Annotated in this window: 12 protein-coding genes; 6 read left to right on the top strand and 6 right to left on the bottom strand. The window is 59.1% G+C overall.

Translation table 11 applies throughout. From position 1 onward, the window contains the following. Positions 1-271 precede the first annotated feature (271 nt). A complete protein-coding gene (locus tag AC07FD_RS20065; protein WP_378922012.1) occupies positions 272-1,729 on the top strand; it encodes an NAD-dependent succinate-semialdehyde dehydrogenase in 1,458 nt (485 codons plus the stop codon). A 776-nt stretch (positions 1,730-2,505) separates the two neighbouring features. Here the strand turns inward: AC07FD_RS20065 and AC07FD_RS20070 are convergent. The 4 genes from AC07FD_RS20070 to AC07FD_RS20085 form a co-directional block, all read right to left on the bottom strand. Further along, positions 2,506-2,727 (bottom strand): hypothetical protein, encoded by a 222-nt coding sequence (locus tag AC07FD_RS20070; protein ID WP_465264470.1) that lies wholly within the window; start codon positions 2,725-2,727, stop codon positions 2,506-2,508. Next, positions 2,651-2,986, bottom strand: coding sequence for a toll/interleukin-1 receptor domain-containing protein (locus AC07FD_RS20075; protein WP_342586850.1), 336 nt, complete (start codon positions 2,984-2,986; stop codon positions 2,651-2,653). Before AC07FD_RS20075 ends, AC07FD_RS20070 begins: the two co-directional genes overlap by 77 nt. Positions 2,987-3,396: 410 nt before the next feature. Further along, positions 3,397-4,749, bottom strand: coding sequence for a HipA domain-containing protein (locus AC07FD_RS20080; protein ID WP_095082132.1), 1,353 nt, complete (start codon positions 4,747-4,749; stop codon positions 3,397-3,399). A 4-nt stretch (positions 4,750-4,753) separates the two neighbouring features. After that, a complete protein-coding gene (locus AC07FD_RS20085; RefSeq protein ID WP_206073678.1) occupies positions 4,754-5,536 on the bottom strand; it encodes a helix-turn-helix transcriptional regulator in 783 nt (260 codons plus the stop codon). A gap of 720 nt (positions 5,537-6,256) precedes the next feature. On the opposite strand from AC07FD_RS20085, the gene AC07FD_RS20090 reads away from it, so the two are divergent. From AC07FD_RS20090 to AC07FD_RS20110, 5 genes are all read left to right on the top strand, one after another. Further along, a complete protein-coding gene (locus AC07FD_RS20090; RefSeq protein ID WP_143748679.1) occupies positions 6,257-6,580 on the top strand; it encodes a hypothetical protein in 324 nt (107 codons plus the stop codon). An 827-nt stretch (positions 6,581-7,407) separates the two neighbouring features. Then, positions 7,408-8,640 (top strand): IS701 family transposase, encoded by a 1,233-nt coding sequence (locus tag AC07FD_RS20095; protein ID WP_245331023.1) that lies wholly within the window; start codon positions 7,408-7,410, stop codon positions 8,638-8,640. Positions 8,641-8,857: 217 nt separating this feature from the next. Next, a complete protein-coding gene (locus AC07FD_RS20100; protein WP_143748680.1) occupies positions 8,858-9,256 on the top strand; it encodes a hypothetical protein in 399 nt (132 codons plus the stop codon). Positions 9,257-10,448: 1,192 nt separating this feature from the next. Next, positions 10,449-10,886 (top strand): hypothetical protein, encoded by a 438-nt coding sequence (locus AC07FD_RS20105; RefSeq protein WP_095082202.1) that lies wholly within the window; start codon positions 10,449-10,451, stop codon positions 10,884-10,886. A gap of 596 nt (positions 10,887-11,482) precedes the next feature. After that, positions 11,483-11,737 carry a hypothetical protein gene (locus AC07FD_RS20110; protein ID WP_206073701.1) on the top strand — a complete coding sequence of 85 codons (255 nt, stop codon included), beginning with the start codon at positions 11,483-11,485 and terminating at the stop codon, positions 11,735-11,737. A 24-nt stretch (positions 11,738-11,761) separates the two neighbouring features. Here the strand turns inward: AC07FD_RS20110 and ggt are convergent, their stop codons facing one another. Both ggt and rhaI read right to left on the bottom strand, forming a co-directional pair. After that, on the bottom strand, positions 11,762-13,501 hold the full coding sequence (ggt, locus tag AC07FD_RS20115; RefSeq protein WP_478351267.1) for a gamma-glutamyltransferase: 1,740 nt from the start codon (positions 13,499-13,501) through the stop codon (positions 11,762-11,764). A 92-nt stretch (positions 13,502-13,593) separates the two neighbouring features. Then, the gene (rhaI, locus tag AC07FD_RS20120; RefSeq protein WP_478351268.1) at positions 13,594-14,886 is read right to left on the bottom strand and encodes an L-rhamnose catabolism isomerase; all 1,293 of its coding nucleotides are present in this window, start codon (positions 14,884-14,886) and stop codon (positions 13,594-13,596) included. Positions 14,887-14,968 lie beyond the last annotated feature (82 nt).

Below are 14,968 nucleotides of genomic sequence, written 5' to 3' on the forward strand. Positions count from 1 at the left end.
GGCAGGTCTTTCGCATCCAGCTCGGCGCCGGATGTGTCCGCTGTACATTGCTGGTCTGATCGGGCCGGGCGACCGTAAGAGCGTACAACCGATCAAGATGCTCGGAGAGATGCTCTGAGAGCCAACTTCCGATACTTCCTTCCGTCGAGGAGGTCTAACTGCCATCCGTACGAGGTCCTATGCGACGGGCGAAGGCGAAGATACGTATCCACGCCGCCAGCAGACATATCCATCGCGTTGAGGAGAGCCCCTTTTGCCCATTTTTCAGCCGATGATCCGCTACCTCAAGTCTCGCGAGCTGTTCGCTGGCATCGACCGTATGCCGGCATTGGGCACGCCGGTTAGCGCGCGGACGTTCGAGGTCACTAGTCCATCGACCGGCGAATTGCTGGCCGAACTCCCCGACATGGGTGTCGAAGAAACGCGCGCCGCCATTGACAAGGCCCATTGCGCACAGCCTGGGTGGGCAGCCCTGACGGCCCGGGAGCGCAGCGATATACTCTGGCGCTGGCACCAACTAATCGTGGATCACGCCGACGACCTCGCTGCCATTCTCACCGCAGAGATGGGCAAGCCACTCGCCGAAGCGAAGTCGGAGGTAACCCATGCGGCTGCGTATCTGCAATGGTACGCTGAAGAGGCCAATCGCATCTACGGGGAAACGATCTCTGCACCATCAACAGACCGCCGCATGCTGGTGATCAAGCAGCCGATCGGCGTCGTTGGTACGATCACGCCATGGAATTTTCCCGCCTCCATGGTTGCGCGCAAGATTTCGCCGGCTCTCGCCGCCGGCTGCACAATCGTGCTGAAACCTGCTGAACAGACGCCACTCGTGGCAGGCGCTATGTTCGCCCTGGCCCAGCTGGCCGGTTTTCCCGAAGGCGTGGTCAACCTTATCTACGCTTCCGAAGGCGACGCTATCGGCCGCGAACTCTGCTCCAACGCCAAGGTCCGCAAGATCAGCTTCACGGGCTCGACCGAGGTCGGCCGGCTCCTCATGCGTCAATGCTCGGACCAGATCAAGAAAGTCAGCCTTGAGCTCGGCGGAAATGCGCCTTTCATCGTCTTTGACGATGCAGATATCGATGCTGCCGTTGACGGTGCGATCCAGGCGAAATTCCGCAATGCCGGCCAGACTTGCGTTTCTGCAAATCGCCTTTACGTCCAATCCGGCGTCCACGATGAGTTCGTCGAAAAGCTCGCCGAAAAGGTTTGCCAGCTTTCAGTCGGTGACGGCTTCGATCCGGGGGTGTCCATTGGGCCGCTCATCGACAAACGCGCTCTGGCAAAGATCGAATCCCATATCGCCGATGCCGTTGCGAAAGGCGGAATCGTTCGATGCGGGGGCGATCGCGTCGGCATGGAAGGCACACTTTTTCAACCGACTGTCCTCACCGAGGTTTCTCGCGCGATGACAGTGGCGCAGGAGGAGACCTTCGGACCCCTAGCACCTATCATTCGCTTCCAAGATGCGGATCAGGTTGTCCGCGAGGCCAATGACACAATCTACGGGCTCGCAGCCTACTTTTATGCCTCCAACCTGAAACGCGTGTGGCGCGTGGCCGAAGCTTTGGAATATGGCATGGTGGGCATCAATACAGGACGAATGTCCTCGGAAGCAGCTCCTTTCGGAGGAATGAAGCAATCCGGCATCGGGCGGGAGGGGTCCCGCCATGGGCTCGAGGACTACCTCGAAATGAAATATCTCTGTATGGGCGGAATTTGAAGCAGGGCACGCGCCGGCCGAAACAGGGGTCGGAGCCGGGCTCGTCTTCGGCCGCGAGGGGACGGGGGCTTTGTAGAGCTGAACGGAAAAAGCAGACTCACCTGTTACGTGATAACCACATACTGGTGATAAGAAAGCTTAGCGGTAGGCAAGGCCGGCTCTGAAACAGGAAGCCAGATTGGCAAACAACCAACATATTTCGTACGATTTGTATCAGCCCGGCCAGAACTACGACGGGGTAACATCCAAGCTCAAAGAGCTTGGGAACTGGGCCAAAATCCACAAGTCTTTCTGTATGTGAACCCGTCCTATACGGCCAGCCATGCGGCGGCGCACGTCTGGTCCGCTATGCATACTCGCAATACGTATATGTCGTCGACGCCATGAACAACGAAGCGGCATGCACAATCTGTCGGACGATGCTACCAACTATATTAAGAACCAGTGGTACAAGTAGTCCTTTTCGTCATTTCGCCCTTGTAACGAACCTCATTTTTCTTCACGTTCTCGGCATCGACAGAGGGGCCGCAGAACGAACCCATAGCGGAGATCCGCGCCAAGAGCTCGGATCGATGAAGTAGTCGCTCAAACGTGCGCTTCACCGGCAAGACGCGCAACGGATCGCCCGATGCAAACCCGTGTTAACGGGGTCGAAATGGTAGCAGCGGTCGTAGCAATGGGGGTAGAAGTACACTGGCGCGGCGGCCCGGCGGCTGACACCACGCCGGCGCCCGGACCGCTTGTGCGACGTGGGGCCGGCCACCCCGGTAATAGAGCTACAGGGCGACCAGCTCGGCGAGCTTGGCCGCGACGTCTGCCATCAGATTTTCTGCAGTACTCAGCCCGCTTCGCGAACCGAGCAGGGGGCTGACTTCGCGGAGAGCTTCGTACGTCGTGTCGTGCACAATGGGGACGAGCAGGTCACGCGCTAGGAGTGCCGATAATTCTTTGTCGGCGATGCCCTCTCCTTGGAGGCGGCGCAGCAGCGCAGGGGTCACCAGCACGATCCCGACTCGCGACTTCGTCGCCCTTGTCGATTTCGCGGAGCAACCGCGTGCCGAGGGCGACGTCCTTCTCGCTGAACCAGACCGAGACACCGCGCAACTCGAGCAGATCGTGCAGTTCCGTGGCGGCCCCTCTCCGGTCGTCCCACGCATGGCAGAGAAAGACGTCCCGAAGGTCAGGCCGGGGCGCTCGCTTTTCGACGCTGTCGCGGACCGGCGTGAGTGCCCGCACCTCGGCAAGCGTGTACGCCACGGGCGAACCGGCTCGCGACCATCTCGGCCAAGGAGCCGCTTGCCGCCCTTTTAGGCCTTCGATCCGTTTGCGATGAATGGCGGCTTTCGAAAGTCAGAGAAAGACTTGGTAACGGCCGATTATAGGCGCGAAGCGGGCCAAATGGGTTCATCCAAACCGCGGTTCTTGCAAAAACCCTCTCGGCAATATAGCCCCACAAACGGCACAAACGGGACGTTAATGGAAAATGAAAGCACGATGACTGCATCCGACGAGCAGCACGACAACGCCGACTTGGTATCACTCTCCGCCGACATAGTTTCTGCATACGTGTCGAATAATCTGATACCAGTCCCGGAAAACGTAACCCGTCGTTGTTGGTACAATCCTCGCGTTCCGCCAGACATGGAGGCATGTCTCCATCGATAGATTCAACTCATCAGCCATCCGCCAGCTAGGCCAATGAACGCGTCTCGGTCCCTGGCCGCTTGGGGTATTTCCAACCGCATCGCACCGAGAAGCATGCGCATGTTGGTAGCGATCAAGTCCGCCAAACTCTTCACCTGACGCTTTTCAAGAGCGCCGAGACAGTCCGCGAGGCCTAATGCAATCTCGGACGGATAACGCTGGTGCATGCGTTTGCGTGCCGCAGCACTTTCTATTCCCAGCGCCAGGAGAAACGCATTAAGCTGTTCTGGGGTAACTTCATCGAGCGTTTCCGCCTCACCGATCCTGTAAGCGAGCTCGTCGGTCAGAGTGTCGTCGAGCCTGGTCGGCAAGATATCGTAACGCGGCGCAAAGTGGATTCTGCCTCCAGGTTCATAGAGCAGGGCGAAGTTTTTTGCATGTCCATCGTTATTGCCTATCAGGAGATCAAATATCGTGGCCCTGATGAAGGTTTCCTTCGCCTGGGCGGGATCGACCGTCGCCTCAAGTATCCTGCGGATGCCCGAAACGTCGAAGCGCCGGCCTGCCTTGCCACGCCTTTCGTACTTCATCGAGACCGGCAAACCGAGGGCCTGCGCGAAATCCTCCTGATGAAGACGCACGATCCTGTTCTGTCGGTCTCTGCCTCGGTCGAAGCGGGTCACGAGTAGGGTCTCGATCCCGCCAATCGGCACTACAGAGACTTCGGCCGTGTCGAACCCCAGCGCCCCGGAAAGCCTCATCGCCTCGGCCTCATACCGGGCATCCTGCTGATGATCGCGATCGGGCACTTTCAGGATGTGTGTCGTCGGGCCCCCCGATCCCCGCTTCGGCTCGGCAAACCTACCGTCCGGCAGAACAGTCAGGGCTATCTTGCTTTGCACGCCTGCCAAAGGGGACGGATCTTCAGTTCCGTCCGGCAGGCGTTTGCGCTGATGGAGTGCTTCGACGATCGCGATCATGCGATCCTGCGGAATGGGTACATAGTCGCTTTCGTAGTCGCCCGGGACTTTTGTCGGCGGCGATCCTGACGGAAGAACGGAAAGTGCTCCGGCACAGTCTTTTCCAAGGTGATATAGCAGGCCAGCTATGTCATCGCGGGTCAGGCCTTCTCGTGCCAGCACGTCGGTGAGCACGCCGTTGCGCTCCTGCAGAAGGTTGTCGAAGAATGCTCGCGCTATAACGTCACGGTAAGGTTCTTCGGCAAGCGGAAGGGATAGCGATAAGGCGGTCGCATCTGATCTTCGAAGGTAGTCTGCCTTGTAGACGAAGGCGACTGAGCCGTTTTCGTCACGCACGAGGGCGCCGATCGGATCGACGAAACCGTCCAACCGCACATCAAGGGCAAGCACCTCCATTGTATCAGCGCACCTGAGCAAGCAGCGATATGCCGGCGGCTTGCGCGACCTTCAGGACCTTACCCAATTCAAGTGTGGGTTTGCCGTTTTCCAGTTCGGATAAAAACCTGCGCCCCACTCCAGCAAGGTCAGCGAAACTTTGCTGCGAGAGATGTCGGGCCTCGCGGGCGCGCCGGACTAGCCGCCCAATATCTGAGGCAGAGACGATCTCCAGTCCTAAGGTATCCGTCCCGCTATGGCGCGGTGAGGCCGCGCCGGCGTCCTCGTCCTCGTCGTTAGTCTCGCTGCCGCGCAGCAGATAAGCGTCGGGAAGCGTTCTGGGCAGGGCAACCGTGATGAGTTGTGAAACACCAGGAAGCTTCAGGTTGACCTGCGGTATTGCGCCGGTCAGTTGTTTGGTCAGGTCCCCCAGAGCGTTGACGCGGGAAAGTGCCTCGACGGTCCCCGTCGCATTGACTGATTTCCTGATCGTCTCATTACGATGCAACAAGTCCTTGCTGGCCGCTTCGAGCGCTTCACTGGAAGCATTGATGTGTGCGATGTGTTTCGCCAGGTCTTGAGAAGAGGGAATCTGGGAAAGCGCCTTAGCGATCTCTCCCGCCTGCAAAGAGTTCTTGATCGTGGCATTGTGGCGCGACAGGGCTCGAGTGGCGTTTCTAAAGGTATCGTCAGACGATTTGAGATCCGTGAGAAGCTTCGTCAGATTCTGGGCAGGACCCGCCTGCGCAAGCAGCTTTGCGATGTCTGTCGCGCTGCCAGCGCCCGTAAATTGCATTCTTTTGGCCATGCTTTGCTCCCGAGCGGGAACATAGCCTTGCTTCTTCAGACTTTCAAGAAGATTCGCTCCCGAACGGTATCATAGCTCATATTGATCCCGAACGGGTTCAGGCGCTTTTAGTGAGAACATTCTAACGCCGTCTGATACCGTTCGGGTGCATAAGTAGTCGAGGGCCGATTGTCCATGCCTGCGGGCCGACCGTCCGATGTCGGACTGGAGCACGTCGGCGATATTCCTAAAATGTGGGATCGATTTGTCTGGCAGGCTACCAATACATGGTGCATAACAAGTAGAAAGCTCAATTTTTTCAACGGCATGGCGAGAAATCGAAAGACGCCTTCCCCCGCCAGTCAATCCCTAAAAAAGGCCGGGAACCATGGGGTTTGGCGATTTTCGCTTAGTGACCAACTAACCAATCTACTAATCAACCGTTCAGGCAGCACAATCACTTCCGATTGTCGCCGTGGGCGGTATTTAATCCGCGCGGGTTTGGGAAAGGGTGTCGGATGATGCGTGGGCGATTTGGCACGATCCCAGCAACATGTTTAGCCAATATGTCGAGGCACGATTGTTCCTAAGACGTTTCTCCCGGCTATCGGCTACGTGATCGTTGAAAAGTCGCGACGGCGCTGGGTGCGAGGTACCATCCCCACCAAGCCCATCCAGTCGTGCAATTGAGGATTGGGGCCGTTTGTGCTTGGATGATCGATGGGCATATGGGAGGGCGACATGAGCGCAAACCAGCAGTCACCTTGGGAACGGTTAGACGCGGCTGCCACGGATCGATTGATCGAGCGGCTTCTCATGGGAGTTGGCCTTGCCGGTATTGTTGCGGTCGTTGCAGTAGCAGTCTGGCTGTACAGCGGCGTTGGTTTCGGCCATTGGTTTGGCTATGTCGTGGCGGTTTTGGTCGCCGCCGGCCTTGCATCAATCCGCATTGGGGGGATAGGCATAGGCCTTTTGGTGACAGCGCTGGCAGCGTTCCTCTTTGGCGTGCTGGGGTTGATTGGCGGTTTGATTTTTACCGTCCTGTTCTTGTTGGCCAGACGGTAGCCCGCAATGCGAATTTCGGATGCTGACTATTACACCTTGGGCCATTTTATCTCCGCAGTCCTAACAAGGGTGCGAGACGGCCAACTGTTCTGCCGGCGAAGGTCGCTCCGCAATAATGCACACGTTGACAGCGTGGGATCGCGAGAACTGGCAAGAATTCGGGCCGTGGATGACGATGATGATGGAACAATGGAAATCCGACGACACCAACCGGACCTAGAAGGCCAGAATTCCTTTGCCGATTTGCGATTGCGGCTAATTCGAATATCTGTTGCTCACTTTAGTCTGGTCATTGAACCACTTTCGGCGAAGCCGATGCCGCGTATGTTGCGGCCAACGCCGCAAACCCATCCGGGTCGGACGCTCTAGCCGTCGCGATAAAGTAAAGTTCCTCGCCCTGCGCCTAATCTAACCCACATCCTCAGCTCGGCTTTGTACGTTCTGGTCAGGTCCAGCTCCAGAAAAGGCTGTTGGTTGCGATGTGGCTGAGCGCCTGATCGAGGGGCAGGACACAGCCGCCCATATCGTCGATGTCTTCCCATTTTCGGCGGTGTGACCAGTAGGCGATGCTGACCTCATCGCCTCTGCCGGTCGGCTTGAGACGGGCGATCGGCGCCTCGGTTGCCAGCAGGTACAGGTGGTAGGCACCTTTGTCCTGGTAGCAGCCAACGCCGCCACCATTGGCCTCGTCGAACGCTTCGATGCCAGGGCCACGTCGTCCTTTTCCATTGTGCAGTCATAGCTGCCGCGGGCCCGGGCAGGCCTGATTCACTTCGCCGCACGGTCATTGCCTTGCAACATGTGCTGGCCGGGATTCGAAGCATGGGATGCTGCACCATCCCAGCGCCGCTGTCGGCGATGCCGTTCCCCAGATCCTGCGCCAGTGGCTTCAAGCGTTGCGCACCTGCTTCACAGCGCCCAGTTGGGAACATGTCCTTGTTCTGATCATGGGAGCTTTGCTGGCGCCGGGCAAGCGGACCGTCAGTTCCTGCCTACGCATGACCGGCCGGGCCGAGGCCGCCAACTTTGCAAGCTACCACCAGATCCTCAACCGAGCCTGCTGGAGCCCCCGCAGCATTGCCAGGCGATTGCTGGGCCTTGTGGTCGAACGGCTCGTGCCAGATGGCCTCATCGTCATTGGCATGGACGACACCATCGAACGACGATGGGGACGCCGGATCAGCGCACGGGGCATCTACCGGGATCCAGTGCGCTCCAGCCATGGCCATTTCGTCAAAGCCAGTGGCCTGCGCTGGTTGAGCTTCATGGTGCTAACCCCGGTGCCATGGACAAGCCTGGTAAAGGCCTTGCCGGTCTTGACCCTGCTTGCTCCGTCCGAGCGATCCGACCATCAACGCGGGCGGCGCCACAAGCTGCTGACCGACTGGGCGCGGCAGGGCGCACTGCAACTCTGTCGCTGGCTGCCGGGGCGCCGCATCATCTTCGTGGGCGACAGCAGCTTTGCCGTCCATGAACTGGCCCATGCCATCACTGCCAGGGCAACGCTCATCAGCCGGCTGCGACTGGATGCCAGCCTGTTTGCGCCGCCGTCAAAGCGGACCACGCGCACCGTCGGTCGGCCAGCGCAAAAAGGTCCAGCGCTACCAAAGCTCAAGACACTCCTGTCCAACCCCGCCACGACCTGGGCCAGGATCATCGTGTCCGCCTGGTATGGCCATGTCGAAGGCAAGACGCTCGAGATCACGTCTGATACCGCCTTGTGGTACAGGCCCGGTACCCCGGTAATGCCGATCCGCTGGGTGCTGGTCCGGGATCCCGATGGCAAACGCGCCCCTCAAGCCTTCTTCAGCACGGACATCCCCTCGAGCCCGCCGAAATCATCGCCCTGTTCGTCCGGCGCTGGCAGATCGAGGTCACGTTCGCTGAGACCCGTGCCCATCTTGGCGTTGAGACCCAGCGGCAATAGTCCGACAAGGCCATTGCACGAACCACCCCGGCATTGCTCGGGCTCTACAGCTTCATATCGCTATGGGCCTGCGATCTGCTCACCGGCACTACCACCCCATACGCCGCAGCGTGGTACCGAAAAACCAGCCTGACGTTCAGCGACGCCATCGGCGCCGTCCGCCTCGCAATCTGGATCGGCGATATTAATCAACACTCCCCGCCAAACCGGGAGCGACAAAATATCCCGCAAGAGCGCATCCTGCGAATGGCCCAAGCCCTGTGCTTCGCCACCTAACGTACAAAGTCGAGCTCAGTTCGTCGGGTGTCGAAACCAATCGCATCAATCAGGATGGCACCCGGGAAGAGGCAATGCTCAGCCGCCTGCTAGGCGAGTTCCGGGAACCGCTTTTGCAGATCATGCCTGCCGCTCTGATTGACGAGATAGATCTCTTGTTCAACTTTCGCGGCGGACCCCCGATACGCCATGAACTTGCACACGGGAAAATGACCGATGGCGAATTCTGGAGCCCGGACGCTACCTATTCGATATGGTTGGTTCTCCACATCGTGATTTTGCCAACGCTGAGGTTCTGGGATGATGTTGCGGCAGAAATAACGCATCGCGGCCGACGCTGGTTCTGCATCAGCCTCGTTCCTGCTCTGGTTTTTGCACTGGAATTTGCTCATGATGGAAAGTTATTGATCTTTCTATCGCAAGAAATCGGATTGAATCCCGCTCTGCCATGTCAAGGGGCACAGAGGTCATAACTGAATACGATCGACTGGACAGCAAAGGAATTTCCCATCGGGAGAATGGCCGTACCGGAGGACCTTCGGATCGATCCCCACACCCCATCGGGTGGTGATCTAGTCTAGGCCAAAATCTAGTAGCACGGCGATCGGTTTCCGAGTTGAAGTGTATGTGCGGTTGCGTTGAGTGAGGCAATATTCGGGAACCGAACCAATCCACAGAAATATTTTGTTGGTATTTTTGTTGGTTAGTGCTGTCGCTGTGCGAGTTCCAAGCGTTTGAAAACAAAGCTAGATTTTCTTGGCTTGGATTCCGCCTCTGGGCACCATTATCCATCTGAAATCGCTTAATAATTTGCCGCACTGCGCACTCGGCTTCCTTATGCAGTCGTTTGCCTTGACGCGCTCATGAATGAGAAGTTCTTCGTGGGCAGAGGTTCACGTCGGCACGCACCAACTGAAATGCCAAGCGTGGCGCCCGATCCCATGAAATTCTCCGACGCTTTTGAATTTACGGCGATGATCGTCGCATTGGTGGATATGGTACCGATTTGCCAGCCATGGCCTGCTAAGAGTACGCGAAAACAGATCAAGAAATCTCTACCCCCCACTACTACCTTTAGACATGATGTCCCACCTCCCAATATCCGTTAAATTCAAGTACGCCGCAGCGTTGCTTGGCATTCAAGCTACCGCTGGACTAAAGGGGCGCATTATGCACCAAGTCAAAGTCGTGTGCCCTAACTGCCAGATGCCGGGCGCTGGACCACTGAGGATGAACTGCACAAAGTGCGGCGGAACTGGCTTTGTCTACGAGTCGAGAATGGATCCCGGTCCAGCTAGGGGCTTCCTCCGGCTGGTTGTTATCGGCGCCGCTATCATGCTGACCTATTGGTACGTTACCGGCATCACCTACCATGGGTATTAAACCGCCAAGCCGCCTTCCGCCTGTGCGCTATCGCCCTTGACGATCGGGGTGCATTTCCCCTCATGCGCGCGATCCCAGACTGACGCGCGAAAAATCCGCCTGACTTGGGCGGGTTCGCGGCGCATCTCTACACCTTAACGGAGACGCGGAAGCCTGCCCGTGGCGTCATAGCACATCGTCGAGTGAAACAACTTTGCGCTCGTTGGCCTACCAGCGGATTTGATTTGCTTGGTGATCCCCCAACCTTAGGGCAAACTACCTGCCGGGGCTCCAGGAGGAGAAATGAGAGCACGCGCTGCAACGCTCGGGGATCTCGAGGATGTCTTTCGCGGCCTGTCCAAGCGGATGTCGGACGAATACGTCGCTGCCGGCAAGGACAGCAAGATCGCTTACGACAATTTGATGATGAACTTGAAGGAAGGCCGTGCGCATGCGCTTGTCGAGGGCGACAAGACAGTGGCGATCATCGCCTGGCATGAGAACAGCGACGCTGCCAATACGCTGTTCGCCGCACAGGAGGATTTCTTCCGTGCCGCGACCATTCGCTTCTGCAAACGGCATATCAGGCACATCCAGGCACTCGCCGGCAACCTGCCCATTCACTCGCGCAGCTGGCTCCAGGGGTCGGATGTCGCAAGATGGTTTCACCTAATCGGCTATGTCGAGCGCGGCCAGGAGAACGGCGCCACTGTCTTCGAGCTGCCGCCGGCTCGCGGATAGAAATCGCGGTGTCAGGACAGAAGTTTGGCCGCATGCCTTGGCGATCAATGGATACGTTCACATTTCGTCATCCTGGGGCGGAGCAACGAGCAAAGCGATGCGGCGCAGGCCATCAGCGGCTTGAAACGCGCCGCATGAAACTGTGGCGATGCGACGCGTCGTGAGCGATCAGGCTGTCGGCGAGCGACGGCAAGGCGATTCGGCCACGCTACGCACAGTGCGACGTCACGTCCCACCGAAAATCGCCGCACGGATGACCAATCCATGTTCGGCATCATTTTTCCTCCACGAATTCGTTCCATGATGGGATGGTCCACGGCAGCCTTCGGGCAGGTGTGCCCAGGATTATCCGAGATCAAAGACGGCCAAGGGCACGAATCAAAAAAGTCGGCGGCACGCTGCGGCGGAAAGGTGTAGAAGACCGTGCCGAACGCATCGAGGGCAGTGTGATCGGGTTGCGCTCGGCAAGGCTTGATGATTTGTTGCCGCTATACGGAGAACGAGTAATGCGTGAGCCTGCCGGTCAAGACGAATATGGGTCGACCAATCCCTTCGACCCGGACGATCTGCCGACGTTGAATGCGATAGGTCCAAGCATGGGAAGCGGCAACGACTTCGAGAAATATGCGGTTGCCGTGATCATCGTGTTCGGCGCGCTGATCATTGGTGGGTTGATGGCCGCGTCGATGACCTTCGGGCACCGCAATGGGTTCCTCTTTGCACTTGGCGGCGCCACATCGGCCTGGATATCGGGAAACGCGCTGCTGCTCGACCGGCCGCGCATCTACGCGCTGTTTGTCGGCATCGCCGCGTTGTTGCTGATAGCGTCGACCGTCACGCTGATTTCGTGACGGTCCGGCTTGTGAATTAAGACATCAATATCCGAGCGCTTCGCCCGATGCGGCACGGCTGTCGATAGCGCCATTGTAGCGCGCGCCGCCGCCCTTCTCGATCTCCGCCAGGCTCTTGCCACCGACCAGGATGCCCGCAGCCTGGCCCCAGGTCTTATCACCGAGATCGAGGTGGTAGCCCATGCCGGCCAGCAGTTTTTCGGTGTCTGGCGACAGGCCGAACGGCTCGATGTAAACCGTGTCGGGGAGCCACTGGTGGTGGATGCGCGGCGCGTCGATCGCCTCCTGGATGTTCATGCCATGGTCGACGACGTTGACGATGGCTTCCAGCGTGATGGTGATGATGCGCGAACCGCCCGGGCTGCCGATGACCATGAACGGCTTGCCGTCCTTGGCCACGACGGTCGGGCTCATCGACGACAGCGGCGTCTTCTTCGGCTGGATGGCATTGGCCTCGCCCTGAACCAGACCATAGAGGTTGGGCACCCCGGGTTTCTGGGTGAAATCGTCCATCTCGTTGTTGAGCAGGATACCGGTGCCGTCGGCGACGACGCCGGCGCCGAACGAGCCATTCAGCGTATAGGTAACGGCGACCGCATTGCCGTCATTGTCGATGATCGAATAATGCGTCGTCTCCTTGCTCTCGCCAAAGCCCTTCGGCATCAGGTCCTGCGACACGCCGGCCCGGAACGGATCGATCTTGTCGCGAATGTCCTTGGCATAGACCTTGTCCAACAGTTTCGAGACCGGGTTGTCGACGAAATCGGGATCGCCGAGTGCTGAATTGCGGTCGACATAGGCATAGCGCATCGCCTCGACCATGACATGGACCGTGTCGGCGGAACCGGCGCCGAGATAGGACAACGGATAACCTTCCAGCACGTTGAGGATTTCACAGATGATGACGCCGCCGGAGCTTGGCGGTGGCGACGATGTGATCTCATAGCCGCGATAGGTACAGGTCACCGGCTTCAGTTCGCGAACCGCATATTGCTCGAAGTCCGGCTTGGCCAGGATGCCGCCCTTGGCGCCGCTTGCCTTGACGATGGCGTCGGCAATGGCACCTTTGTAGAAGGCATCAGCGCCTTTCTCGGAAATGGCGGCGAGCGAGGCGGCAAGGTCCGGCTGGACCAGCCGCTCGCCGATGCCATAGGGCTTGCCATCGGGTTTCAGGAAGATGGCGGCAGCCGCGGGGTCCTTCGCCAACCTGTCGGCACTGCCGGCAAAGGAGGCGGCATCGCCCTGATTGAGGACGAATCCGTCCTTGGCATAGCCGATGGCCGGCGCCATCAGATCCTGTCTGGACAAGGTGCCGTATTTTTCGCGCGCCATCTCGAAGCCGGCGACGGAACCAGGCACGCCGACCGCGAGATAGCCGTCAAGGCTGGCGCCCTTCACCGGATTGCCGTCCTTGTCGAGATACATGGTCTTGGTTGCCGCCAGCGGCGCCCGCTCGCGAAAGTCGAGGAAGGTCGATTTGCCGTCCTTGAAGCGGATGGTCATGAAGCCGCCGCCGCCAATGTTGCCGGCATTGGGGTAGACGGCGGCGAGCGCATAGCCGACGGCGACTGCCGCATCGACCGCATTGCCGCCCTTCTTCAGGATATCGACACCGACTTCAGACGCCAGATGCTGGGCTGTCACCACCATGCCATGCTCGCCCTTGGCTGGCGCGGGTGACGCGGCGAAGGCGCTCGTCAATGGCGCCAGGACGAAGGTGATGGAGAGACTGGCGGCGATCAGTGTCCGACGGGTGAGAGGCATGGCGGTTCTCCAGGCGGGGGGACGCCTAGAAGAACCCGTTGGGATCGCCGAGTCCACCCGTCAATGATGGACCAGACGGATCAATTGAGATGTCAGACAATGCCACCCGAGGCGCCGGCGACCGCCGGGCGTTCCGCCGCCACCTTGGCGCGGTAGCCGGCCGCCCGGTAGGCGGCGACCGGATCGATGGCGCCACCGGTCTTCAGCCGCGCCATGGCGAGGATAGGCTCGACATCGGTGCGGTAGGCGGCTTTCAGCGTCTGCGTCGCCATCAGCGCGTCATTGCCGTCCTGATAGACTTCCAGCGCCCTGCGGTCGACCAGCAGCGCCTGCGCATAGGCGCGCTGGACCTCGACCGCCGACAGCATCAGGCTCTCGATCGGATCGGTGACGTTGTGGCTCTGGTCGAGCATATGGGCCGGATCAAAACCCTCGGCGCTTGAAAGCTCGGCATCGACCAGTTCGTTGAACACGAGGAACAGCCGGTAGGGATCGATCGAACCGGCATCGAGGTCGTCATCGCCATATTTCGAATCGTTGAAATGGAAGCCGCCGAGCTTCTTGAACTGGATCAGCCGCGACACGATCATCTCGATGTTGACGTTGGGCGCGTGGTGACCAAGGTCGACGAGGCAGAACGCCTTGTCGCCCAATTCCTTGGCGATCATGTAGTTGGTGCCCCAGTCCTGCACGACGGTGGAGTAGAAAGCCGGTTCGTACATCTTGTGCTCGGTGAACAGCTTCCAGCCGTCCGGCAGTCCGGCATAGACCTCCTTCATGGCGTCGAGATAGCGCTCAAAGGCTTTGGCGAAATTGACCTGGCCGGGGAAGTTCGAACCGTCGCCGATCCACACCGTCAGCGCCCTGGAGCCAAGCGTGTTGCCGATCTCGATACATTCGAGATTGTGCTCGACCGCTTGCCGGCGCGTGCCGGCATCGGCGTGCGACAGCGAGCCGAATTTATAGGAAAGCGTCTGGTCCTTCGCATCGGAGAAGGTGTTGGAATTCATGGCGTCGAAGCCGAGGCCGAACCGCGAGGCCGCCTGCTTCAGCCGGTTCGGATCGGCCTTGTCCCACGGAATGTGCAGGGACACCGTCGGCGTAGCCTGCGTCAATTGCCTGATGACGGCGCAGTCCTCGATCTTGTCGAAAATGTCACGCGGTTCGCCGGCACCAGGGAAACGAGCAAAGCGGGTACCGCCGGTGCCGACGCCCCAGGACGGGATCGCCACGGCGAACTTCTCGACCTTGTCGCGGATGGCTTCGATGGCGATGCCGCGACGGTCGAGGCGCTCGCCGAGCGAGGCGTAGTCGCGCTCGAGATCGGCCTTGCGCGCGGCATTGTCCTTGTCGACGAGGTCAGCGGAGATGATGGATTCGGACATAGTTGTTCCTCCCAAAATGCGTTCGGTCGGCGCTGCCCCTCATCCGCCTGCCGGCACCTTCGCCCCGTATAGAGACGGGAGA

Source organism: Mesorhizobium waitakense (assembly GCF_056431085.1).

What these genes read in the sequence shown, in the direction of transcription:
- AC07FD_RS20085 (WP_206073678.1), bottom strand. Translation starts at nt 5,536, where the DNA reads ATGGCCAAAAGAATGCAATTTACGGGCGCTGGCAGCGCGACAGACATC.
- AC07FD_RS20090 (WP_143748679.1), top strand. Translation starts at nt 6,257, where the DNA reads ATGAGCGCAAACCAGCAGTCACCTTGGGAACGGTTAGACGCGGCTGCC.
- AC07FD_RS20100 (WP_143748680.1), top strand. Translation starts at nt 8,858, where the DNA reads ATGCTCAGCCGCCTGCTAGGCGAGTTCCGGGAACCGCTTTTGCAGATC.
- AC07FD_RS20065 (WP_378922012.1), top strand. Translation starts at nt 272, where the DNA reads ATGATCCGCTACCTCAAGTCTCGCGAGCTGTTCGCTGGCATCGACCGT.
- AC07FD_RS20110 (WP_206073701.1), top strand. Translation starts at nt 11,483, where the DNA reads ATGGGAAGCGGCAACGACTTCGAGAAATATGCGGTTGCCGTGATCATC.
- AC07FD_RS20095 (WP_245331023.1), top strand. Translation starts at nt 7,408, where the DNA reads ATGCTGCACCATCCCAGCGCCGCTGTCGGCGATGCCGTTCCCCAGATC.
- AC07FD_RS20080 (WP_095082132.1), bottom strand. Translation starts at nt 4,749, where the DNA reads ATGGAGGTGCTTGCCCTTGATGTGCGGTTGGACGGTTTCGTCGATCCG.
- ggt (WP_478351267.1), bottom strand. Translation starts at nt 13,501, where the DNA reads ATGCCTCTCACCCGTCGGACACTGATCGCCGCCAGTCTCTCCATCACC.
- AC07FD_RS20105 (WP_095082202.1), top strand. Translation starts at nt 10,449, where the DNA reads ATGAGAGCACGCGCTGCAACGCTCGGGGATCTCGAGGATGTCTTTCGC.
- rhaI (WP_478351268.1), bottom strand. Translation starts at nt 14,886, where the DNA reads ATGTCCGAATCCATCATCTCCGCTGACCTCGTCGACAAGGACAATGCC.